This window comes from Proteus sp. fly-1008 (assembly GCF_040140305.1).
GTDB classification, from domain to species: domain Bacteria; phylum Pseudomonadota; class Gammaproteobacteria; order Enterobacterales; family Enterobacteriaceae; genus Proteus; species Proteus vulgaris_B.
Map to the genome: position 1 here is coordinate 25,797 of NZ_JBEEWH010000012.1, position 25,641 is coordinate 51,437.

12 protein-coding genes are annotated in these 25,641 nt (G+C 35.3%); all 12 read left to right on the plus strand.

Translation table 11 applies throughout. The features are described 5' to 3' along the window. Positions 1–240: 240 nt before the first annotated feature. The 12 genes from ABN256_RS19265 (at position 241) to ABN256_RS16450 (ending at position 25,639) form a co-directional block, all read left to right on the plus strand. A complete protein-coding gene (locus ABN256_RS19265; protein ID WP_071788546.1) occupies positions 241–450 on the plus strand; it encodes a hypothetical protein in 210 nt (69 codons plus the stop codon). Next, a complete protein-coding gene (locus tag ABN256_RS16400) occupies positions 440–1,819 on the plus strand; it encodes an APC family permease (protein WP_072069927.1) in 1,380 nt (459 codons plus the stop codon). The genes ABN256_RS19265 and ABN256_RS16400 overlap by 11 nt, the downstream gene beginning before the upstream one ends. Before the next feature lie 576 nt (positions 1,820–2,395). Then, complete coding sequence (locus ABN256_RS16405; RefSeq protein WP_072069926.1) at positions 2,396–2,947, plus strand: fimbrial protein; 552 nt, start codon at positions 2,396–2,398, stop codon at positions 2,945–2,947. 58 nt (positions 2,948–3,005) lie between these two features. After that, a complete protein-coding gene (locus ABN256_RS16410) occupies positions 3,006–3,704 on the plus strand; it encodes a fimbrial biogenesis chaperone (RefSeq protein ID WP_115351021.1) in 699 nt (232 codons plus the stop codon). Next, entirely contained in the window at positions 3,682–4,236 is a 555-nt protein-coding gene (locus ABN256_RS16415; RefSeq protein ID WP_072069924.1) for a fimbrial protein, read from the plus strand. The genes ABN256_RS16410 and ABN256_RS16415 overlap by 23 nt, the downstream gene beginning before the upstream one ends. Before the next feature lie 10 nt (positions 4,237–4,246). Then, on the plus strand, positions 4,247–4,789 hold the full coding sequence (locus ABN256_RS16420) for a fimbrial protein (RefSeq protein WP_196553284.1): 543 nt from the start codon (positions 4,247–4,249) through the stop codon (positions 4,787–4,789). 8 nt (positions 4,790–4,797) lie between these two features. After that, entirely contained in the window at positions 4,798–5,490 is a 693-nt protein-coding gene (locus ABN256_RS16425; RefSeq protein ID WP_197269355.1) for a fimbrial biogenesis chaperone, read from the plus strand. 4 nt (positions 5,491–5,494) lie between these two features. After that, a complete protein-coding gene (locus ABN256_RS16430) occupies positions 5,495–6,241 on the plus strand; it encodes a fimbrial biogenesis chaperone (protein WP_349439758.1) in 747 nt (248 codons plus the stop codon). Between the two features lie 34 nt (positions 6,242–6,275). Further along, entirely contained in the window at positions 6,276–8,861 is a 2,586-nt protein-coding gene (locus ABN256_RS16435; RefSeq protein WP_340896031.1) for a fimbria/pilus outer membrane usher protein, read from the plus strand. A 35-nt stretch (positions 8,862–8,896) separates the two neighbouring features. After that, positions 8,897–10,063 carry a hypothetical protein gene (locus ABN256_RS16440; RefSeq protein WP_340896033.1) on the plus strand — a complete coding sequence of 389 codons (1,167 nt, stop codon included), beginning with the start codon at positions 8,897–8,899 and terminating at the stop codon, positions 10,061–10,063. Between the two features lie 426 nt (positions 10,064–10,489). Next, on the plus strand, positions 10,490–12,202 hold the full coding sequence (locus ABN256_RS16445; protein ID WP_349439759.1) for a ShlB/FhaC/HecB family hemolysin secretion/activation protein: 1,713 nt from the start codon (positions 10,490–10,492) through the stop codon (positions 12,200–12,202). An 81-nt stretch (positions 12,203–12,283) separates the two neighbouring features. Continuing rightward, a complete protein-coding gene (locus ABN256_RS16450; RefSeq protein WP_349439760.1) occupies positions 12,284–25,639 on the plus strand; it encodes a hemagglutinin repeat-containing protein in 13,356 nt (4,451 codons plus the stop codon). The last annotated feature ends 2 nt before the right edge of the window (positions 25,640–25,641 follow it).

A 25,641-nucleotide genomic window follows, 5' to 3' on the forward strand; every position in this document is an offset into this window, starting at 1 on the left:
TGAAAAGATCGTAAAAAAAGAGGGCTTTTTGATGAAAATGTATTGCTATTTAAGTCTGAGACGTGCAAAATGCGCCCACTAAAAATATGACTGATGCGTTTAAAGTGCATCGGTTTTTTTTTGCATTTTTATTTATTACTACACCAAGAGGTCAGATTCATTTGAGTCTGAATAGATAACATAATTTGATTAGCAGCCAGCCCCTTAGAGAAAGGGTTGTCATGATAGAGGAATGCTAATATGGTACAATTATTCTCTTTCGCAGTCGGGCCAAACGGCACCTGCGGTAATGATGACTACGGAGCACGGCGTCTCCTAAACACATACACATCCTTAAAAACTTCATTCTATTCTGTTTATAGGCAGATGCGAAGTCTTCCCAGTAACTGTCGGTTGAGTTTATTGAATACTCAAACCGAAGTTATGGGAGGGTTCGCGAATGTCAGATAACGTCATCTCCTCTATCGGCACTAACCAAACTGGTGCTAACAATCGAGTTCAACTACGTAAAACCTTGACACTAATGCAGGTAGTCATGATGGGGCTTGCTTTTTTACAGCCTATGACTATTTTCGATACATTTGGTATCGTTTCTGGCATTACCAATGGTCACGTAGCAACATCGTATGCAATTGCTTTAGTTGCAATTTTATTTACTGCAGTAAGTTATGGAAAATTAGTTAAGCGTTTTCCATCAGCCGGCTCGGCGTATACTTATGCTCAAAAATCCATGAGTCCATATGTGGGCTTTATGGTGGGTTGGTCTTCTTTACTCGACTATTTATTTATGCCAATGATCAACATCTTATTGGCGAAAATCTATTTACAAGCAATATTCCCGGGTGTTGAACCGTGGATCTTTGTATTTGGTTTAGTGGCTTTAATGACGTTCTTTAACCTACGTGGTATTAACGTTGTCGCTAACTTAAATACAGCAATTGTTATTGTGCAAGTTGCGGTAATGGTTGTATTTGTAGGGTTACTTATCCACGGTGTATATAACGGAGAAGGTGCAGGGGAGTTATGGACCTTTAGACCATTTGCGTCTGTTGATGCAGAAGTTATACCGATGATAACTGGAGCAACAATACTCTGTTTCTCATTCTTAGGTTTTGACGGTATCAGTACATTGTCAGAAGAGACACCAAATGCAGGTAAAGTTATCCCTAAAGCGATTTTCTTAACAGCGCTGATTGGCGGAATTATCTTTATTGCGGTTTCTTACTTTTTACAACTGTATTTCCCTGATATTTCACGATTCAAAAATCCAGAAGAATCACAACCAGAAATAATGCTGTATGTTGCTGGAGCTTTATTCCAGTCCATTATATTAGTGTTCTCTTGCGTAACAGTATTAGCATCAGGCATGGCGGCTCATGCAGGTGTTGCTCGTTTACTTTATGTTATGGGACGCGATGGGGTATTCCCAGAGAAGACTTTTGGTTATGTACACCCTAAATGGCGTACCCCAGCATTTAACGTGCTATTAGTGGGTTTCTTAGCCTTAGGTGCAGTGTTCTTCGATTTAGTCACTGCAACGGCATTAATTAACTTTGGTGCGTTGGTTGCGTTTACTTTCGTGAACTTGTCTGTAATTTCACAGTTCTATATTCGTGAGCGCCGTAATAAAGGAATAATGGACCACATTAATTACCTGATATTACCTATTATTGGTGCAGCGACAATGGGGGTCTTGTGGATAAACCTTGAGCCAGGTTCTATGGAATTAGGCCTTGTTTGGGGCGCTATTGGTATACTTTATATGGTGTGGATCACACGTCGTTTCCGTCGCCCAATGCCACAAATGCCAGAGAAGTAATATTCTAAGAATTGTCATTATGATAAATAAAATGGCCTCAGTAATGAGGCCATTTTTTTGCATTGAATAAATAGTATTAGAATTGAACAGGATAATAAATAACCAACTGATTAATTTGAATACAATAAAGTTAAGGGTATTTACTCATTTAAATAAAAAAATTAAAAATAATTTTATGTGGGATCTAAGTTTATTCTTAAGTATTTGTATTTAGTTATATTTACCTATTTAGATTAAATTAAATTATTATTTATATTAACATAAACATATCTATATATATGAAAAACAAAGTATATATATTGGAAATATACTTTTTTATTTTTTAAGTATTATATCGATGCTCAATTAAAGATTAGCTGAATATTCTAAAAATAAAGAAAATGTTTTATAAATAAAGAATTTTAAATAATTATCCTTATGTAATTTAAGCGTGTTATATAAGTAAGCTTTGATTGTTGTGCTACGCTTTAATAAGAATTAGAAAATATATTTTCTTAGTTCACATCTAATTGAGGTAATTAAGGGAATAATACTAATTCCAATAGACGATTTATTTAAAAAACGAAAGGTAACAATATGTCTTTAATTAAGAAAGTTGCTCCGTTTATCGTGTTGTCTGGATTTATGGTTGCAGGTAATGCTTTTGCTGCAACACAGGGTACAACTGTGTCATTCGAAGCATTAATTCGTGCCGCAAGTTGTGATGTTTCTTCAACAACAGAAGGTTCTAGAATTGATTGGGGAACCTTCACGAGTGATGAAGTTTCTGGCAAAAACGTCGGTGATCAATTAGGAGATAACAAGACGTTTAATTTAGAGCTTTCTAATTGTACAGCAGCACTAGCAGCTGATGGAACAATCAACCTTTATGCTCGTGGTAATAAATCAAACTTTGATTCTGAAATGTTTGCTAACGCAACAGCCGCTTCTTTAGCTGTAAAATTGCTAGCAACAGCAAGTAATACTTTAGTTAAACCAAATGTTGAAACAGGTCTGAAATTAGGACAAGAGATCATTAAAGATGGTACTGGTCGTATTCCGATGACTGCTGGTCTGTATTTAACAAATGGTGCAGTAACAAGTGATGAATTAAAAGTACCTGTTACTTTTACTGTTGCTTATAACTAATATTACTTAATTTTTAGAGGCTCTATCTAATAGAGCCTCTCATTAAAGAAGAAATATAATGATTAAAATTACAAATAGAATAAGAAAATTTTTTGTTATTTTACTAATGATTATATCTCCACTTGCTTATTCTAAAGGTGTGGGTTTAAACGCTACACGTATTATTTATCCTGAAGGTGAGAATAGTGTAGGTGTTATCATTCGTAATGAAGAACCAAAAATGAATTATTTGGTACAAGCCTATATTTCCTCTGATGAAAACCCAATTGTATTTCAAGTCACTCCACCTCTTTTTAGAATTAATAGTTTATCAAGGCATGAAGTGAAAATTTATGCCATGAGTAATTCTTTACCGAAAGATAGAGAAAGTATTTTTTATTTTCATGCAAAGATGATCCCTGGACAAAGCAATAATTCTGACACAGCGGGCCTAAGTGTGGGATTTGATAATGTTATAAAACTTTTCTACCGACCTAAAAATTTACCGATGACATCAGAGGATGCGCAAAAGAAATTAGGATTTAGTGTGGAAGGTAAACAATTAAAGGTAGTTAATAATTCCCCTTATTATGTCAACTTTGCTGGGTTTTCTGTCAACAATATAAAGCTAGATGTTAGTTTGGCCAATAACAATGCCATGATCGCGCCTTATAGTTCGATAAAATATACCTTACCTACAGGTGTAACTAAAGGAAGTGTTCAATGGCGTACAATAGATGATTTAGGTGGATTTAATGAACATAAAGCCACATTTTAAACCAATTGTATTGGGTGCATTATTAACTTGTATCTCTTTTTATGGATATAGCGCTGTTGATGATTCTGCGGTTGTAATAGTAAAAGGCTCAGTAACAAAAGGAACGTGTGCTTTTACTTTATCAGACCAAGCGGTGAAGTTTTCTCAATCAATATTAATGCAAAATGTTGATGAAATAGGTGTAAAAAAAGAAAACAAAATACCTTTTTCAGTTAATTATCTTTGCCAGGATTATGTTGATGAAACACCTGATATGGAAGTTGTTATAAAAGCGGGATCAGGAACACAAATTGCAAATAACAAAATATCACCGGTGAATAATCCAACTAATGCGAGTTTTGCTCTATACGATTGTAAAGATGATCATTGTTCTTTAGTTAATTTTAATGCTGGAACAAGTTCTGTTTATATTACAACAGGAAATGGTAATAAAAATAAAGACTTTGAAGTCGAGCTCGTTAAGAAAGACAGTTCAGCGGTTAATCCCGGTACGCTAAAAGCAATATTAGCATTAACACTTATACAACCTTGAGAAAGTAAATATGAATATATTTCTATTGAAAAGGAGTTTGTTAAGTTTATTTATTACACCAATACTATTTATTAGTTTTAGTGCTCAAAGTATTGAATTTGATTTTAAAGTGACCATTGATAAACAGACCTGTAAGCTATCAGTTTCAGGAACAAGTAGTAATGAAGTTGATTTTGGCAGTATTCAATCGAATAAAATTAAAAATAATCTTATAGAGCCTATTCCGATAAAGGTATTACTGAGTGACTGTAAAACGAATGACTTTTTTGATACTTATGTGACGATGAAGGCAAAAAGTACTTTAAATACGATTACTTTTAATGATGATCTCAATAAAAGCTTTGGTATTAGAGTATCAAGTAAAAATAATGTTGCTCAATCTAATACTAATACGGATTTTTTTAAATCTGAAGATACTGTTTGGAATAACATAAGTAAAGATAAATTAGAAAAAACACTTTATACCTATGTCAAATGCAAAGATCCCACTGTTTGTGATCCCGAATCTGGAGAGTTTTCGGCAACATTAACTTTTTCGTATATCGTTGATTAAGATATTATATGAATAATTTTTTTATAAAAATCTCTGTCATTTTAATATTAGCTTTTAGTTATTTTAATGCTAACGCTCAAGGGGTTAGTTTAGGCAAAACACGGGTTATTTTTTCTGAAGGTAGTTCAAGTGAAAGTGTATATATTTCAAATGATGATAATCAACCTTATTTAATACAAGCTGGCGTTACTGAAAAAATTGATGGGAATTTGTCATCTAATTTTATCGTTACTCCTCCTGTATTTCGTTTAGAAAGCAAGAGTGTATCATCTTTACGTATCTTATTAAAAGACACTCAAGATTTATCCAGCAATAAAGAGTCACTCTTTTATTTGAATACAAAAATTATACCATCTACTAAACGACCTAATGAAAGTGAATTACAGGAATCAAAATTAGTATTAATAACTAATTTTGTGATTAAAGTAATTTATCGACCTGAAAATATAGCTAGGCCTTTAGAACAAGATTATAAAAAAGTTTTTATTAAAAAACAGGAAGGAAAGTGGTTTTTAGATAATCCAACTCCATATTATATGACATTGACATCAATTACAGTTAATAATGAAAAGTATAATAAAACTTTCTTGTTGGCACCTTATAGTAAAACTGAATTAGTAGAACTTTCAATAAAAGAAGCTAGCTGGCATATAATTAACGACTATGGTGAGTTATCAAAAGAATTCAAATATAAGGATTAATGAAATGAACGTTTTGAATAGTCGTATTTTTTTTATTACTATTTTGGTCTTAGGTTTTTTTTATTGCCAATTAGCATGGCCTGCAAATAATGCATTTGAATTTTCATTACAAAGAATGACATATAATGAAGGTAGTAAAAGCATCTCTATCGGTTTAAGAAATAATGAAAAAAAAGCGTATCTTGTTCAAGCTAGTATGAGATGGTTAGATGAATCTACAGGGTTACAATTAATTGATAAAAAAGAGAATCCTCCTTTTATTTTAACTCCGCTATTACAAAAAATAGAACCTGAAGAATACTATGAGTGGGTAATTAAGTTTACTGGTTCAGAAAGTGCGTTATCAACAGATAGAGAGAGTGTTTATATTTCTCAATTTCGATTAATACCATCCACATCTGAAGAAACACCAAATGTGCAGATGAACTTTATTAGGGCATTAAACTTTAAAGTATATTATCGACCAAAATCTCTTGAAGGTATAAAAATAAAAGATGCAGAAAAAAAATTAACATTCTCAATTGATGGTAATAAAATAATTGCTAAAAATGATTCACCTATTTATCTAGCTTTTAACACAATAAAGATAAATGGAAAAGAGATCGAACTGCAAGAGTTATCGAAAAATGTGCCTCCATTTGGTACGCAAGAATACTTATTTTTAAATAAAGAAAATATTACATCTATTCATTGGCAAGTATTAGATGAATTTATGTTCCCATTAGATGAAAAAATGAAAACAGTAAATTAATAAATTTATAAAGCCAAATATTAAGAGTGTAAAAATGAATAAATCAATGGCAATGTTTAGATACAGTTTTTTTACATCACTTATTTTGCTCTCATTTAATTCTTTTTCAGAGGATTATTTTGATCCCGCATTACTTGATGGACAATTAGGTGCATCTGCAAATGAAATTGATTTAAGCCAATTTTCACAAAAAGATGCGTTACCTGAAGGTGAAATATCTTTGTTAGTTTATGTCAATAATAATAACAATGGTGAATTCGTCATTAATTTAGTAAAAGGGCCTAATAATAAAGTGGTACCTGAAATAACCAGAGAGTTATTAGATAAATTAGGTGTTAATACTAAGGTAATACCTAAATTAAATGCGTTAAAAAACGATCAGGTGATTTATGATATTAACGAATATATTCCTGATGCATTAATAAAAGTAAATTTATCTGAATTAAAACTAATCACTAGTTTTCCTCAAATTGTTATGTCTAATGATGTCGTTGGCTATATTGATCCAGCCTCTTTTGATAGTGGTGTTACTGCCATGTTTATCAATTATATGTTTAGTGGAGGCCATTCTTCTAACGATAGTCATTCTGATAAAATGAATAATAATGGAAAACAAAAAAATGATAATTTCTTTGCTCAACTAAGAGCTGGGTTTAATCTTTATGATTGGCGTTTACGTTCTACAATGACACAGACGTATACCCGAAATTCAAATAATGCAGAGACTCAAAGTAATAATAGTAATAAATTTTCTAATACATACCTTTCACGTAATCTTTATTCTTTACGGTCGGAATTTATAATTGGTGAAACTACAACTGGAAATGATGTCTTTGATAGTATTCCAATGAAAGGTATGCGTTTAGTTTCTAACGAACAAATGTTACCAGCGAGTCAACAAGGTTTTGCTCCAGATGTGAGTGGGATTGCTCAATCTAATGCCCAAATTACTATCCGACAAAATGGGAATGTTATTTATCAAACTTATGTTGCACCCGGCGCATTTAAAATAACGGATCTTTATGCGAGTGGCTCAGGGGGGAACTTGGATGTCACAGTGAAAGAAGAAGATGGTTCAGAAAGGACATTTACCGTTGCTTTTTCATCATTACCCGTAATGTTAAGACCGGGGGGATGGAAATATGAAATTAGTACTGGGCGATTTGATGGTGGCACAACGGTTGGCTCTAAAAAGGCAGATTTTTTGCTTGCCAGCGGTATTTATGGTTTACCTTATGATGTCACTCTTTATGGTGGGTTATTAGGGGCGAAAGATTATTACGCTATTTCCTCTGGGATAGGAATTTCATTAGGTAATTGGGGGGCTCTGTCTACAGATATCACCCATGCTCATGCTGATTTTAATACTATAGGCTCTCAAAATGGGCAATCTTATCGATTCCGTTATTCTAAAAATATGACTACTACAGGAACCTCTGTTGACTTAACGGCATTACGTTTTTCAACTAAAGATTATTACGATTTTAATCAATTTAATACTGAAGATTATCGGTTAAAAGATGGTACTTCACCGTGGTTAGGTGAACGAGAAAAAAGTCGTTTTACAACTTCATTATCACAATCATTAGGTCAATACGGTAGTATTTATTTATCTGGTAGCCGTTATAATTATTGGGAACAAGATAAGAATGTTACTCAACTTACGACAGGCTATAATGGTAATATTCATGGTATTAACTTTGGCATTAATTACAGTATTGATAGAATAAAATCAGATGATAGCTGGCCTGAGAACAGGCAAATTAGTTTTAATGTGAGTGTTCCATTTAGTGTGTTTAGTAATTCGCCTGCGCTTAGTAATTTTAATAGCACTTACATGATAAACCATGATAATAATGGAAGAACTAATCAGCAAGTTGGATTATCTGGTAGTGCATTTGATAACTCCTTATCTTATGGTATTTCTCAATCTTGGGCTAACCAAGGCCAACCTAATAATGGCTCAGCATATGCTAATTATTCAGGTAACTACGGTACATCCTCTCTAAATTATAATTATTCAAGTGACTATTATAATGTTAATGGCAGCATGAATGGTGGTTTACTTTTACATTCAGATGGTTTGTTGCTGGGTAGAAGTATGGGTAATAGTATGGCTATTGTTGAAGCGCCTGGAGCAAAAGGAACTGAGTTAAGTTCAGGAAATGGTGCGATTAATGGTCAAGGATATGCGTTATCACCATATCTTACAGAATACCGCCAAAACACAATTGCATTAAATGTCAATACATTGCCTGATAATACGACTCTACAATCAACATCTCAAAATGTAGTTCCGACAAAAGGCGCTATTGTTAAGGTTGCCTTTAAAACAAAGATTGGCTTCCAAGCTATTTTAAATCTTTCTCAGAATAAAAGTGTTGTCCCATTTGGTGCTATTGCTACGTTAATTGATGCTGATAATCCTAATGATTTGAATACAGGTATTGTTGGTGAAAATGGTCAGCTTTATATGAGTGGACTTCCTGATAATGGCAAGCTGTTAGTGAAATGGGGTAATAAAATCCAGCAAAGTTGCAACGTTTCATATAGTGGCTTAAGTAATATTGAAGTCAATAGCAAGCAACCAATAAGAATTTTATCTCTTTCTTGCCAATAAAAAATAATCCTTATTTTATAGGTGGATGCAGAACTATGAAAATACGTAATTTAATGATGGCATCACTGACTTCAGTATTAATGACTTCGTCATTTAATATTTTAGCTGGAACAGATAGGGGGGCTATGACATTAAACTTAACTGGGGTGATTGATATGAACATTAGCCCCACTCAAGTTCAATATATAAATGGTACATTGAGTGGAACTAGTAGTTTTCCTGGGAGTCCTGTTTATGATAGTAGCAGTAACTCTTCCTGGGATACTAAGTATGCGATTATTTCATTAAGTCAGTCAAAAACGAGATGTGATGCCACATTTGTTTCTAAAATTCCTGGGCAAACTAATAAATATGGTCTGAAGTTAACGCATGCCAATAATTCAGGGACTGCAGTATATGTAACACCACAATTTAACTTCAATGTCAGTTTATCTAATTTTAGCTCTAATTATCAAAGTGCTTATTCAGGACAATTTTTTCAGGTAAACAGTAATCTTGTTGATAAAGAATCATCTAGTATTAATGTATGTTTTGTGCCATATAATTATGCAACAACAGCAGTTCCTGGTGGTGGTTCAAAAGTTATTAGCGTCACAACACCAAGTTCATTTCCTGTTTATATTGATGCTAATTTAACGCCAGGTAAGTTAACGTATAGAGGTACTCCTTTTTATGTAGGTAGTTTTGGTCGGAGTGCTAGTGGTGACTTTTTTGCACAAGTTAACGTAATTGCAGATGTAACAGTAAAACGTTCTTGTGCTGTTACTGGTGTATCTAATCAACAAATTAATGAAAATATGACATTTACGAATGAAGTCATTAAAGATTCTGTATTTACACTATCCTGTGGTGGTACAGGTAACCCTGTAAATATGTCTGCGGTGATTAAAGAGGGAAGTTTAGATCCAAGTAATGTAAATAAATTAGTCTTAGCACCTATTAATGGTACTGTATCTAACAAAAAACCTTGGGTTATAGGATTGCCTTATAAGCAAACTTCAACACCGAATTTAAAATGTGCTGATGAAAATAATAACAATTTATTAAAGTTCAATAATACAGATATCGAGCTAAAAGGAACCAATATGGGGAATAACCAACCTGATATATTTGGTATCAAATGGGCTCTTTGCAAACCAGATGGCACAAAAGCGGGTGAATATCGCGGAAAAGTGGATGTGAATATTTTTGTCCGTGGATAAAGATAGTGTTTTAAAAAAAGTGGATCATAGGGTCCACTTTTTTTATGAAAGATATTTTTACCTCTATTAATTCAACTTAAAATTTTATTTCAAATCGAATAAATATTTCAATTACAAACTATTTTAAATTAGATTGTTTAAACTAAATAAATGATCAATTTTTTATTTTAAATAAAATTTATTTTAATTTTTATAATTAAATAAGCTTAACATTAATTAACTTGTTAAGTGATTTTTGTGATTATATAAGACTAATTTTTTAACATAAGTTGATTTTTTTAATCTTTATATTCTAAAAGTTATGGTGTTTTATTTGTTATTCATTTTTTGATATTTACTTTATATATTTTAATATCAATAATGTTAAAGATTAGATGTATCATAAATAAATATGATTAAAATCACAGACCCTATTTATTGCACAATATGAAAAAAATTATACTCTTTTTAAAATTATGGTTATTTTTTGCGCTATTTAATATTCCCATATCTTCAGCTGATACTTCTGAGAAAACGACTGAAATATTTAATCAGCAACAACAACATAATCAAAGTCAACAAGAAGCGCTTTATCAACAATTAATACCTGAAGTACCTAATATATATTTTGATATTAGCCAATATGAAAAAATAGAGCATAAAACAGAAGAAAAGCTTTGTTTCCAAATAGAGCATATTGAAATAACCAATGCAGAAGTTATTCCTCATTGGGTTAATTTATCTCGTTTTAAAACAGAATTTATAGGGCAATGTTTGGGTATAAAAGGAATAAATACCGTCGTCACTCGAATGCAAAATCGTCTATTAATGCATGGGTGGATCACCACACGTATTGTTGTACCTGAACAAGATATTAGTCGTGGAACATTATATTTAACAATAGTTCCGGGGATTATTCGTAATGTTAAATTTACTGATGACTCTGATAAATACGCCTTGTTGTATACCAGTATGCCTGCGCATAAAAAACAGTTACTCGATTTACGAGATATTGAACAAGGGCTAGAAAACCTACAGCGATTGCCGGTTGTGAGTGCTGAAATGGAAATTAAACCAGGGAAAAATGCAGGGGAAAGCGATATTGTGATAAAACGAAAACAATCTCGTTTCTGGCATACTTCATTATGGATCAATGATGCCGGATCGCCTGCAACAGGGCGTTATCAAGGTGGCTTAATGTTAGCACTAGATAATCCTTTAGCGCTGAGTGATTTGTTCTATTTATCAACAGAACGTGATTTAGACTTCGCTGGGAATAAAAATAATCAAAATATTATGGCGCATTACTCTGTGCCTTTTGGGTATTGGCTATTTGATATTAACGCTTCTAAATATGATTATTCCCAAACAGTTGCAGGTCATATCAAAGATATTCTCTATTCAGGTGAAAGTGAGAGTATTAATGCGGGTGTGTCATACACTCTTTTTCGTAATCAGAAAAGTAAAACGACCTTACGTTATGCTATCCAAGCTAAAGTTTTACGCAATTATGTTGATAATACTGAAATTGAAATTCAGCGGCGAAGGGTTAGTCACTGGTTAATTAACTTATCTCACCGCCAATATTTTAGTTTTGCGACCTTTGATGCCAGTATTCATTATCAAAAAGGCACACGCTGGTTTGGTTCAGTCGCAGCGTATGAAGAACAATATCGTGATAATTATTATGCAACAGATAAAGCTGATATTTTAACATGGCGTGCTGAATTAGATATTCCAATGTCTATTGCTCAGCAGCAATTTAAATACCAAGTAAGTTATCGTAAACAAATGACGCACGATGCATTAACGCCCATTGATCAGTTTGCAATCGGAAATCGTTGGACTATTCGTGGATTTGATGGTGAAAGAACACTGAGCGCTAATGAAGGTTGGTATTTACAAAATACATTAAGTTGGCAATACCCTAAATCAGAACAATGTATTTATTTTGGTACTGATTATGGTGAGCTAAAAACCAACGCGAATAATCCTCGATTATTAGGTAAACATCTTGCGGGTGGTGTCGTGGGCATAAAAGGCTCGTTATTTTCATCCACAATAAAATATGATTCGTTTATTGGTACGCCATTATCTAAACCAGACGGATTTAAAACGGATCATGTTAATTTAGGATTTAGTATTAACTTTAATTATTAAAATACAGCATTAACTTAAATATTAAATAAAAAATAATAATTAAATGAAATTTATATTGTCTTTTTGGCAAGGATCTCACACATGAATAAATTATGTTATCGCGTTATTTATAATCGTACTCGACAATTAATGGTTGTCGTTTCTGAATTAACGAAATCTTGTGGCGAAAGCAATAAGCGAAATAGCCTTTTTGCCTCATCTATCCGTACTTCACTTAATAGTGTCGCCTTTATTCTATTAGTGATGCAGGGATTAGTGAGTTTTTCAGCACAAGCGAGCCAGATTATTGCTGATCAACAAGCTCCTCAAAATCAACAAGCCACAGTATTGCAAACAAGCAATGGTTTAGCTCAAGTTAATATTCAACAACCCAATCAACATGGTGTATCACGTAACCAATTTACGCAATTTGATATTGATAATAAAGGCGCGATCCTTAATAACAGTCTACAAGATACGCAAACTCAATTAGCGGGCATGGTAACGGGCAACCCTTGGCTTGTTAATGGTGAAGCTAACGTTATTTTAAATGAAATTAATAGCCAAAATCCGAGCCAGCTTAATGGTTTTATTGAAGTTGCTGGCAAACGAGCTGAAATTATTATTGCCAACCCAGCAGGAATTAGTTGCCAAGGATGTGGGTTTATTAATGCGGTTAACACCACACTCGTTGCCGGAAATGCGTTAACACAAGAAGGTGCAATAACCGGATATGAAATTAACAATGGTAAAATTGTTATTTCAGAAAATGGATTAAATGACACTGGTAGTGATTACACGCGTATCTTAGCGCGCGCCGTAGAAGTCAATTCACGCATTCAAGCCAATAAATTAGAAATTACGACGGGTAAGAATACCTTAGATAACGATGGCAATGTGATTAGCCAAGACAACTCGGCAGCTAAACAAAATGATTATGCCATTGATGTGGCACTGGTTGGTGGTATGTATGCCAACAAAATTAAATTGGTTGGTACAGAACATGGTGTTGGTGTACGCAATGCAGGGGAAATAGGCGCAGATATTGGAGGGTTAACACTCAATGAAAATGGACAGCTAATAAATACGGGGCTCATTCAGTCTAAAACACAATTACAAATTAATACGGCAAGTGTAAATAACCAAGGTGTCATTGCAGGCGATAAAAACCTAGCGTTAAATACCTCTGGTGATCTTGTTAATAGTGGCACGCTACAAGCTAAAAATAATATTCAGCTAAAAACAACAGAAAACATTTCTCAAACCGCATCAGGCAAAATAGTCGCTCAAGAGAATATTCAAATTGATGCTAAAGGTTATTTGGCAACACAAAAGAGCCAACTAGGTGCAGGTGTCGATAATAGCGGTAATGCAGTTAATTCGGCATCGCTAACATTGAATATAGCGGATGATATTATTTCTGCAGGTCAGCATTTAAGTGGCGATAAAATTAAGCTGACGGCTAAAAATGTCAATATTTCAAACAGCCAAACGCAAAGTAAAGATCTACAAATTACGGCATCAGTAGGGCAAATTAAAACAGAGCTTGCTCAAGTTAATGCCAATACGGTAATGCTTAATGCCAAAACAGACATTATTAATCATAAAGGCGAGATCAGCGGTGATAAGCTTCAACTTATTGCGCCTAACCTTATTGATAATCGTGAAGGTAAATTAAGCCAATCAGGTCGTTATGATTTAAAACTCAATTCTGTTGTATTTAATAACCAAGAAGGTGAAATTAATACTGCTGGAAACTTCTCTTTAAATCATCAAAAGCTGAATAATCAACAAGGTGATATTCAAAGTCTTGGTCGCCAATTAATGATTAAAACAACAGTGCTTAATAATCAACAAGGCACAATATCACTCCCCCAACAAGGTGCTATCACCCTAAAAACCGAAATGCTATTAGGTAAAGAAGGTTCCTTATTAACAACGGGGCAGCTTGCTTTGCAAGGGCAAAATTTAGATTTAGAAAAAGCCACAACCCAAGCGAAAAAAATAGAAATTAGTGCCGTTAATCTTAACCATAATGACGCTAATTTAAAGCAAACGGGTACTGAACTTACATCGATTAACGTAGAAAAAACACTCAGTAACCAACGTGGTAATATTCAAACGCAAGGTGCATTAACACTCAATGCCCAAGAGATAGATAATACACAAGGTAAAGTGAGAGCCTTAAATCAAAGTCGCCTAGATATAACCGCCAAAGAAACCATGACTAACAATAAAGGCGTATTGATATCCACTGACACTCTTAAACTTAATACCAATATATTAACTAACCAGCAAGGCAATATTAATGCTGATAAAACCATTGTTCTCATCCTGAACAATAAGCTTGATAACACGGCTGGGAAAATTGTCAGTAAAAGCAATAGTGAAATAAAAGCGAGTACATTAAATAACGCTAAAGGTGAAATTGGCGCTAATGAGTTAAATATCACTTTAACGGGAAATGCAGATAACCAACAAGGTGTAATTGTTTCACAAGACAAACTACGATTAACGGCAAATAACGTTGATAACAGCCAAGGGGTTATTCAATCAGAAAAATCTTTGTGGTTAACAACACAAGACGGCGAGTTAAATAACCAAAATACGCATCAATCTGGCGGTATTATTAGTCGAGGAGAATTGCATCTAGACGTTGGTGACATTAACAATAGCCAAGGGATTATCAATGCTAAAAATAGTCTTGATCTGCGAAGTAAAACGGTTAATAGCCAACAGGGTAAAATCGTTACACTAGGCGATTTTACGGCTAATACGCAAGGATGGAATAATACATCAGGGTTAATACAGGCATTTAATATCACTATTAACTCAAATAACCAGCAGCTAATTAATCGTAATACACAAAAAGATCAAGGTATTCAGGCAACACAAAACTTACTACTGAATACGGGATCATTAGATAATAGCCAAGGTGAGATTAGTGCGAGTCAATTGCAATTAAATACAGCCAAAGCGGGTTTTATCAACCAACTTGGTCAATTAATATTATCTGATCATGCAACGTTAAAAACAGGTGCGATAAATAATCACGCTGGGCTGATTATTACCGGTAAAGATCTCATTATTGATAGCCACCAGCAAAAAATAACCAACAGTGAAACACAAAAAAGTGGCGGAATAGTTAGTCAAGGTGGATTAAATATTCACAGTGGTGATCTTGATAATCAACAAGGACAAATTCTAGCAAAGCAACAAGTTGACTTACAAACTAACACGGTGACTAACCAATCGGGCCAAATTCTGAGTGAATTAGCGAATTTAACATTAAAAGGAATATCGCTAAATAATAGCCAAGGGCATCTGTTTTCTCCTCAACAATTACAATTAACTTTACGTGATAACCTGATTAATCGTCAAACGATTGATGGTAATAAGGGGATAGAAGCAAAAGGAACATTAACTATTCATAGTGGGGATATTGATAGCACACAAGGTCGTATTATTTCTGCTGATCAGTTAACTGTTAAAAGTGGCAACGTAATCAATCAACAAGGCATATTAGGCAGTCTAAACAGCGATTTATCACTTACGACGAAACAACTGGTTAATGATAATGGCTCAATAAGTGCCAATAATATCACCATTAATACACAAGGTGAGCGTTTAAGTAACCAAAGTACTAAAACCAATAGTCAAATATTGAGTAAAAATGCACTCAATATTACAACGGGTGAATTAGATAACACCAAAGGAAAGTTGATTAGTAATGCTTCAGTTAATATTTTAACTAATGGCGAATTAAACAATACTCAAGGAGAAATAAGTGGTCATGAGACGTTAGAAATTGAGGTAAAAAAAGCACTAAATAATACGCAAGGATCACTTGTCTCTAATAAATTAATGACACTTATAATGGAGAGTGAGTTAAATAATACTAAAGGAAAAATCACTAGCCAAGATGCATTATTCATTGAAATTAAAGCAAAATTAGATAACTCGCTCGGTAAAATAATTGCGCGCAATAGTGCGAGTGTTTTATCTTATGGCGATTTAATTAACTATCAAGGTCGTTTAGGAAGTGAGAAGTCATCACTGACTTTAAATACACATCAAATTGACAACCGTAGAGGCGTTATTTCTGCTCAAGGTTCTCTGCAATTAGATTCAAATAAATATGCTATCGATAACTCACAAACCTTGAAAAGTGGCGGAATTGTTAGCCAAAAAAACATCACCATAGATAGTGGCGCACTCAATAATCAAGATGGTCAGTTAATTGCAAAAGACAATGCAATAATCAACACGTATCAGCAACAAATCGTTAATAATAAGGGGGTTATTTCCGCTGATAATGGCACAATTTCTATTGATTCAGCCTCAATCAAAAATATTTCCGGGTTAATTTACTCCCTAAAAGAGATGGTAATTAATACCTACGGGAATGTTATTGATAATAGTAACAGCAAAAATATGGGGGGTATTTTAACCAAAGCTAATCTAATTCTTAATGCCGGTGATATTAACAACAATGAAGGGAATTTAACGGCTGAGAATGGTAGCAAAATTACCTTCAATCAGTTAAATAACCAACAAGGCAAACTGGCAAGCCTTAAGCAAAATTTAGTATTAGAAGGCAGTGAACTTGATAATGATGAAGGGTTGATTTATTCATCAGAAAAACTGCAAATAGAGCTATCTGATCAGTTTAGTAATAACAATACGTTAGATGATCTTGGTGTGATAAGTCATAGTGATATCGAAATAACAGCCAAGTCATTAAATAATCAGCAAGGTCGCATTATTGCGAAACAAGAAAATAAGCTAACATTAGGTGAAATTAATAATCACCAAGGCACACTAGCAAGCCAAGCTGGAAAACTGGCAATAGAAAGCGCTCAGTTACTTAATCAATCAGGATTAATTACAGCCAAAACAGAATTAAAGATTAATACCAACAGACAGCGACTAGATAATACGCAAGGTGTATTGGCAAGCCAAACAGGCAAGTTAATTATTGCCAGCCATGAATTGTTAAATCATGCAGGTCTTATCACGGCGAATACAGCATTAAATATTAATACTGACAAACAGCGCATTGATAATACTGATACAGCAACAAGTGGCGGTATTATAAGTAAAGGCGAATTAGAAATTAACGCCGGTAATATTGATAACCTTGAAGGTAAAATCACGTCAACGGCTAAACAGTCACTGTTTGTTGAAGATATTAATAATAAGAAAGGTAAGATTGGTAGCATAGAAGAGCGGGTATTAATCGAAAGTGGTGCTATTAATAACCAAAATGGTCTTATTAAGGCAAAAACACAATTAGATATCACAACGAAAAATAATCAATTAGATAATAGCAACACGTTGTCTCAAGCCGGGATTATTAGTCATGGGGTATTAAACCTTGTGACAGGTAACTTAAATAATCAATCTGGCTATATCTTTTCTGCTAAATCTTTATTGCTTAATAACTTAGGGATGCGCAACCGTGGTGGCGAAGTTATTAGTCAGGCAAACGGCTTTAAGTTAACGACTCAAACATTAGATAACCAGCAAGGCACACTTTATTCAGCAGATAATTTCACTTTAGATACACAAGGCTATGCGTTAAATAATAATCAGACGCTATCGGGTGGTATTATTAGCCAAGGAAAATTAGATCTAAAAAGTGGTGAGCTTAATAATACTCAAGGGCGCATTATTTCTGATGACGACTTAAATATTTCTAGTGCAAAATTGATTAATCACCAAGCACAATTAGGCAGCAAACAGGGTGGGTTAAATTTAAAATCAGCTGAAATTGATAATAAAAAAGGTGTGATTAGTGCGAGTCAAAATGTCGTTATTAACACACAGAAACAAAATATTAATAACCAAAATGGACTAATAAGTGCATTAGCTAACCTGACTATTTATAGTGGACAACTGGTTAATCAAACAGGAAAAATAACCACCAATAAGCAAGCAACGATTAATGTGACCGATCTTGATAATAGACAAGGGAGCATTGCCAGTAATAGCCATCAATTAACCATTAATGCCAATAATATAAATAATGCGAAAGGGCTAATTTACGCGGTTAAAGCGCTCACCATTAATGCCGATGGTAAGTTAACGAATACGGATAACAAAGCGACTGCAGGCATTATTACTCAACATAATCTGAACGCAACGGTTAAGCAACTAGACAACCAAAATGGATTAATTTCTGTCGCTGGTATGCTGAAATTAATTAGCCCTGAAAAATTAAATAATCAGCAAGGGCTAATAACGGTGGGGCAAAAAGCAGACCTACAAACAGAACAGTTAAATAACTATCAAGGAAAAATTTCTTCTGGCGATTTATTAACGATTAGCCACTCCAATACACCACTTATTAATCGTGAAGGGACGCTTGTATCTTCTGGTGCGATTTTATTAAACAGTGGCGATATTGATAACCAGCAAGGGAAAATAACTGCGCTTAATGCGGTCACTATTAACAGCGGTAAGTTACAGAATAATCAAGGCACTCTATACGCCAGAAAAGCGTTAAATATCCATTCTCAAGAATTGGTTAATACCGATGGTTTATTGCAATCAGATAGCCAACTTAAGTTAAATACCAGACAAAATGATCTGATCAATTTAAATGGCAAAGTTATTGGTGCGACTGAAACTCAACTTAATGTTGCAGGGCTTAATAACCAAAAAGGGCATATTCAGGCAACTGACAAACTGAATATTCAGTTAAATCAAAGTGAGTTAGATAATCAGCAAGGAACACTATTATCAGCTAATAACTTACTGATCAACGGTAAGCGTATTGATAACCAACAAGGCGTTATTCTTGCGGGTAACAATACCGAAATCACGCTAAGTCAGGAATTAAATAACCAGATAGGTCAGATCCAATCTCAAGAACAACTCACTGTAACGGCTCAACGGCTTGATAATCAGCAAACAGACGATGAAAACCTAGGATTAAAAGCAAATAATATTCATATTGCAGTAAACGATTTGCTTAATCATCAAGGTGTTATTCAAGCCAGTGAGCAACTCAAATTAATTCCTACTGAAAACCTGAATAATCAACATGGCTTGATATCTGCTGCAATGTTGGTCATTGAAGGTAAAAGCGAAAACAAATTAGCTATTGATAATAAAAAGGGGCTATTAGCCGCGACACAACAGCTTCGTTTATGGGCTGAAAAGCTGAGTGGTAATGGCGAAATTATTTCGGCTGGTGATAGTGAAATTCAATTAAAAACCGCCTTTAAGTTAGAACAAGATGCCAAAATTAAAGCGCAGAACTCTTTAACACTTTCTTCAGAGGATGAAATTCATAATGCTGGATTTATTTATGCGGGTGAGAGGCTTTCACTTCAAGCGACGAACTTAAATAACAGTGGATCAGTAGCACCAGTAGAAAGTGATGATTTGGTGACGACTCGCAGCAAAAGAAGTATCGATGATAATGAAAAACGTAACGGCGAAATGAGTGCAAAGCAGTTGACATTAACTATTTCAGAACAACTGCAAAATACAGGATTGATTGATGCTTTTGGTGGCACACTCACATTAGTTGCTCATACTATTTATAACCAAGCGGGTGGGCGCATTTATGGTGATAATATCCAGCTAAAAAGCCAGCAATTTGATAATTATGCACAGCTTGAAGATCTTGCCCCGGTATTAGCTTCTCGTGAAAATCTACAACTATTTAGTAATACAATAAATAACCGTAATCACGCCCTTATTTACAGTGGTGGCGATATGGCTATTGCGGGTTTTGAAACAGAGAATCGACCAGAAAGTGTTGCTGCTAATGTATTAAATAATGAAAGCGCATCAATTGAAGCGAGTGGAAATTTATATGCTCATGTTTCAGAAATTAATAACCGTGACCTCTATTTAAAAATCAGTGATCCCGAAAAAGTATCTGAAGTACCAATGTATCAATTTGGTGTCGATCATAGTGGTGATAAATTTGATTCTGATGATGAGCGAATTTGGTACAACATCAATACGCGTGAACATTTATTAAATATTAATGGTCATCAATATAAAGACTTCTATGAGTTTAAATATAAGATAATTACAGAAGAGTCAAAATTATTACATCGTGATCCGGCATTAATATTGGCGGGTAAAGATATCACGTTAAAAGGTGATAATTTAAACAATATTGATAGCCATATTATTGCAGGTGGCAAATTGATTATTGATGGTATGCATATTAATAATCAGGAAACCGCAGGTCAGCGTATTGAATACCATGAAGGTACAGCAATAAAGCATAAAAGACCGGGTAAACGTAAAACGGGTCGTAAGAAGAAAAGCAGTTCAACGTCAAGTAGTGATTATGGTCCCTTTGAAGTAGTTAAATCCTTATCATTAGGATCACTTGAATATAAAGAAAATACTGATCTCACCTCAGATAAACGCCCTGAATTAAGTGAACGGAGTGAAATAAAAGTATTCACTACCCGAAAATTTGGTCAGTTAATTGCTCATCATAATCAAGTCGATGTTGATACTGAGGAGCTAACCGCTATTATGCCTGAAAAAACAGATTATGATTTGGGGGACTCTCTATCATTAACAAAATATAAAGAGGGTTTATTAACAGACCAAAGTGATCTTGCTCTCTTTAATAAAATAACTACGACAAAACTTGATGATGCGATTAAAGGTAATCAATCGACCGAAATTGTATTAGAAAGTGGTGACACCGTTTCAATATTTAACGCTGAACAAACTGCGATTACGCAACCGGATAGTGTATTACCAGAAGTAAAACGGGCAGAAAAACAACCTGAATTTCCGATTGGTAAAGTGATTACCGTTCCTCAGTTAGAAAAGCCAACGGAAGAGAAAACCATAGAAGTTAAAATTCAGACCGTAGCGCCTATATTAAAGCTTCCTGAAAACCGTTTATTTACTTTAAACAAAGGAACCGATAGTCAATATATTGTTGAAACAGACTCTCGTTTTACCAATAAAAGAGAGTGGTTAAGCTCAGATTATATGCAAAATGCATTATCTGTTGATCACAATAATACGCATAAACGTATTGGTGATGGTTTCTATGAACAACGCATAGTCCGTGATCAAATTATTCAGCTGACTGGTAATCAATATCTTGATGGGCATAATGATAACGAACAGCAATATCATGCCTTAATGGATGCAGGTATTCGTTTTAGTGAAGAGTTCGGCATTAAACCGGGTGTGACATTAACGGCTGAACAGATGGCAATGATCACAACGGATATGGTGCTATTAACCCGTAGAGATATTACATTACCTAATGGCTCCGTTGAAAAAATATTAGTGCCTCAAGTTTATGCGCGTGTTCTACCGGGTGATTTACAAAACAGTGGTGCATTACTTTCAGGTAGTGAAGTTATTTTAAATAATATTCCTGAGTTAAAAAATGAAGGTACGATTTTAAGTAAAACAGGATTACAAGCTTCAACCGATAATTTAATTAACCAAGGGCTAATTAAAGGGCAAACGGTAGATTTACTGGCGTTGCAAGATATTAAAAATGAAGGTGGACAAATTGCAGGACAAAACCGTATTAATCTGCAAGCGGGTAATGACATTATTAGTACAGCAACCGTATCGGGTAATAGTACCGACCAATGGCTAAACCGTGGTGCGGCTATTTATTTAACAGAGCCAGAGGGTGAGATTGCATTAAAAGCAACGCGTAATTTAGCGTTAACCGCAACAGATATTCTAGCGAATGGTGATAACAGTCAATTGGCGTTAACCGCAGGTAAAAATATTGAATTAGGCACTATTAATACGCGTCGCCAAGAGAATATTGATTGGGATAGTAATAATTATCTGCATAAAACTACCGAAGAGGAGATTGGAACTCATCTTTATGCAGGTGATATCTCAATAACATCGGGCGAAGATATTCATCTTACTGCCACAGATATTCAAGCTACAGGTTCGCTAGGATTAACTGCCGGTAATGATATTTCATTGAAAAGTGGTTATTCCTCTATTGACCAAATCGCACACAGTGTGGCGAAAGATAAATCGTTTGGTTCTTCGGAAACTCGCACTACACATGCTGAAATTCATAATAAACAAGCAACAGGAACGCAGTTAAAAGGAAATGAAATCTCTATTTCTGCGGGCAATGATTTAATGGCACAGGGTAGCGAGATTATTGCGACACAAGATATAAATCTTGATGCGGGTAATCAATTATCGCTGACTACCGCACAAGAGCTTGCTTTCCAATCTTATGAAGAAAAAATTAAAAAATCGGGCATTGGGGGGACAGGTGGCATTGGCTTTACTGTCGGGAAATCCACATTTGAACAGCTGAATAGTAGTGATGCTATTACCTATAAAGGCGGTGTAATCGGCAGTACTGATGGCAATATTCGCATCAGTTCAGGGAATAATCTCACCATGGATGGCAGTGAAGTAATTGCCAAAAAGGAAATATCTCTTACAGGGGACTCCGTTGATATTCGTTCATCTGAAAACAGTTACACCGAGCTAAGTAAAACCAAAACTAAGCAAAGTGGTTTTACCGTCGCACTAAGTGGTACCGCAGGAAGTGCAATTAATGGCGCTATTTCAAGTTACAAGGCATCTAAAGAAACTGATGATAGCCAAATTAGCACACTTCAAGGCATTAAGGCGGGGCTTTCTGGTGCTCAGGCAGCAGGTGCAGTGGCGTTAGATAATGCCCAATCAGGCACTGATAATGAAAGCACAACGTTGATTGGTGCTAATGTTGCTTATGGTAAAAGCACCTCTGAATCTGAGCGTATACAGCAACAAGACATTGCTCAAAGCAGTAGCTTAAGTGCAGGTGAAAACCTCTCTATTACGGCAATAGGAAAAGAGCAAGGCGATATCACCATTACAGGCAGTGAGCTACAGGCGGGAGGTGATCTTACCTTAAATGCTACGCGTGATATCACATTACAATCAGCACAAAACCAAGAGACGATAGACAGCAAAAACAGCAGCAAAAGCGCTTCCATTGGTGTAGGTGTAACGGTGGGCTCGGGTGGCATCGGGGTAAATATTAATGCTAATGGTAGCCGAGCGAAAGGATTTGAAGAGGGTGATCACACCTATTACACCAATAGCACATTAAATGCAGGGCAAACGCTCACATTACAAAGTGGTCAAGATACGACCTTAAAAGGCGCGCAAGCGCAAGGCGATAAAGTTATTGCTAAGGTGGGCGGTGATTTACATCTTGAAAGCCAGCAAGCGATTGATGATTACAAATCGAAGCAATCGAGTGAAAGTGCCGGTGGTAGTGTCAATGTAATGGGCACACCGGGTGGCTCGGCAAATATTTCGTTTAGTCGCGATAAAATGGACAGCAAATACCGTTCAGTGGAAGAACAAACGGGCTTATTTGCAGGTAATCAAGGGTTTGATATTAGCGTGGGTAAACATACCCAACTTGATGGTGCCGTGATCAGCAGTACCGCAGAGGCTAAAAATAATCAGCTCGATACAGGCACATTAGGCTTTAGTGATATCCATAACTACGCAGAATATAAAGTTGAGCATCAATCTGGTGGTGTAAGTACTTCAGGTGGCGTTGAAGGCAATATGCTGGCGAATATGGGGCACGCTTTAGCAATGGCAGGCAACCATAGTGACAGCGCTGAGAACACCACTCAATCTGCGGTATCACAAGGCACATGGACAATACGTGATAGCGACAATCAACAGCAAGATATCGCGCAATTAAGCCAAGATACCGACAACGCCCACAGCACGTTAAATAAAATTTTCGACAAAGAAAAAGAGCAAAACCGCCAACAGAAACAGCAATTAGTGGGTGATATTGGTGCACAGGTTATCGATTTGGCAACCACGGTTGATACCATTCGTGGTACTCATCAAGCGAAAGAAGATTCAAGACTCGACAATCTTTCTGATACGGCTTACGACAATATTTACCAAGCCCTTTCTGAAACTAAAGATAACGTTACTGAACGTGATGTTCAAAATTACCTCTTCCAACAACGTTTACAAGATTACACCAACCAGTCTGACTTTGGCACGGGCGGTAAATATACCCGAGCTATTCAAGCAGTCACGGCATTTACGCAAGGTATAATGGGTAACAACATTGTTACCGCGATTGCCAATGGTTCCGCCCCTTATCTTGCCCATGAAGTGAAAAACCAAATCCAAGGTAACCGTGTTGAAAGTGATATTCAGCGCACGATAGCGCATAGTTTACTCAATGCGGGTCTTGCACTGGCAAAAGGTGAAAATGCGGCAGCACAAGCCGCTGGTGCGATGACCGGTGAAACGGTGGGTATTTTATCGCACTCACTTTATGGCAAAACGCCAGAGGAACTGACCGAGGCTGAAAAGCAGAATATAAGTGCATGGGCAACGTTAGCTTCCGGCATTGCAGGAGGTTTAATCAGCGATAATAGCGCCGGTGTCGCCAATGCCGCCCAAGCCGGGAAAGTGGTGGTTGAGAATAATTATCTGACTAATAAAGATGTGCTCGATATGAGGCAAGCGCTGATAGAAGCGAGCAAAACGGGTTCAGATAAAGAAATAATTTATGCAAAATATCGTGAAATCAGTGAAAGGCGTAGACAAGAAGCAATAGCAGAGGGTAAAGAGGGAAAAATTCCTGAGACGATTGCTTCATGGGAAAGTACAAAAACCGGAATTGACCAAGCAGATGCGTTAAAATGGATTGCTTGGCTTGATTCTTTAAGTGCAGAAGATAGACGGCAACTGGTTAATTTCGTAAAAAATGAAAATGAACAAAGCGCCCAAAGTATTTTCAATTCAGCGACTTTTGGGGCAAGAGTTGCTTTAGGAAGCAAGGAAGGTTTTGATAGTATTGGTATGTCAGGACCCTCTAAAGATTCAGGGATAACAGTTAGAACGACGGCGATTAGGGGTAATGAGAATAATAAAAAGCCAACACCAGAGCAGGATAATAAAGAGTCTCAGAATAAGATAGATCCAGGAAAACAAGTCTCTGGTAGTAAAGGAAAAGATGTCTCAGAAGTAGGCCGTATAGATTACCCTAATGGTATAAATTTTGATATAGAAAAATTGCCGGGTCATGTATCTAAAGTCGATGGTTTTAGTCAAAAAAGAGGAATTTCTGGAGGTCATAATTCTGACTCATTTTATAAAGCTGTAACTGATAATAGCATAAAGATTTTGTCTGAAACACTTACTGACGTAAAAGGAATTACTCATATTACTTATCAAATACCAACCAAAGATAGAACGGGAAAACTTGATGGGGGCTATAAAAATGAAATCTTTGAAAAAACAGTTTATGATCCTAAAGTTTTTTCAGATCAAAGAATACTAGACTTAGGTCAGAAAGCGTCAGCAAAAGGATACAAAGAAGCAATGAACAGCAGAGATGGACAAGCTACAGCAACAGTTGATGGTGTCAGTTTTAGAATATACATTGATAAAACAACTGGTAAAGTTCGTAATTTTCATCCTAATTGAGG

Coding starts and splice junctions, on each gene's coding strand:
- ABN256_RS19265 (WP_071788546.1), top strand. CDS start 241: ATGGTACAATTATTCTCTTTCGCAGTCGGGCCAAACGGCACCTGCGGT.
- ABN256_RS16435 (WP_340896031.1), top strand. CDS start 6,276: ATGAATAAATCAATGGCAATGTTTAGATACAGTTTTTTTACATCACTT.
- ABN256_RS16415 (WP_072069924.1), top strand. CDS start 3,682: ATGAACATAAAGCCACATTTTAAACCAATTGTATTGGGTGCATTATTA.
- ABN256_RS16430 (WP_349439758.1), top strand. CDS start 5,495: ATGAACGTTTTGAATAGTCGTATTTTTTTTATTACTATTTTGGTCTTA.
- ABN256_RS16420 (WP_196553284.1), top strand. CDS start 4,247: ATGAATATATTTCTATTGAAAAGGAGTTTGTTAAGTTTATTTATTACA.
- ABN256_RS16450 (WP_349439760.1), top strand. CDS start 12,284: ATGAATAAATTATGTTATCGCGTTATTTATAATCGTACTCGACAATTA.
- ABN256_RS16410 (WP_115351021.1), top strand. CDS start 3,006: ATGATTAAAATTACAAATAGAATAAGAAAATTTTTTGTTATTTTACTA.
- ABN256_RS16425 (WP_197269355.1), top strand. CDS start 4,798: ATGAATAATTTTTTTATAAAAATCTCTGTCATTTTAATATTAGCTTTT.
- ABN256_RS16400 (WP_072069927.1), top strand. CDS start 440: ATGTCAGATAACGTCATCTCCTCTATCGGCACTAACCAAACTGGTGCT.
- ABN256_RS16445 (WP_349439759.1), top strand. CDS start 10,490: ATGAAAAAAATTATACTCTTTTTAAAATTATGGTTATTTTTTGCGCTA.
- ABN256_RS16440 (WP_340896033.1), top strand. CDS start 8,897: ATGAAAATACGTAATTTAATGATGGCATCACTGACTTCAGTATTAATG.
- ABN256_RS16405 (WP_072069926.1), top strand. CDS start 2,396: ATGTCTTTAATTAAGAAAGTTGCTCCGTTTATCGTGTTGTCTGGATTT.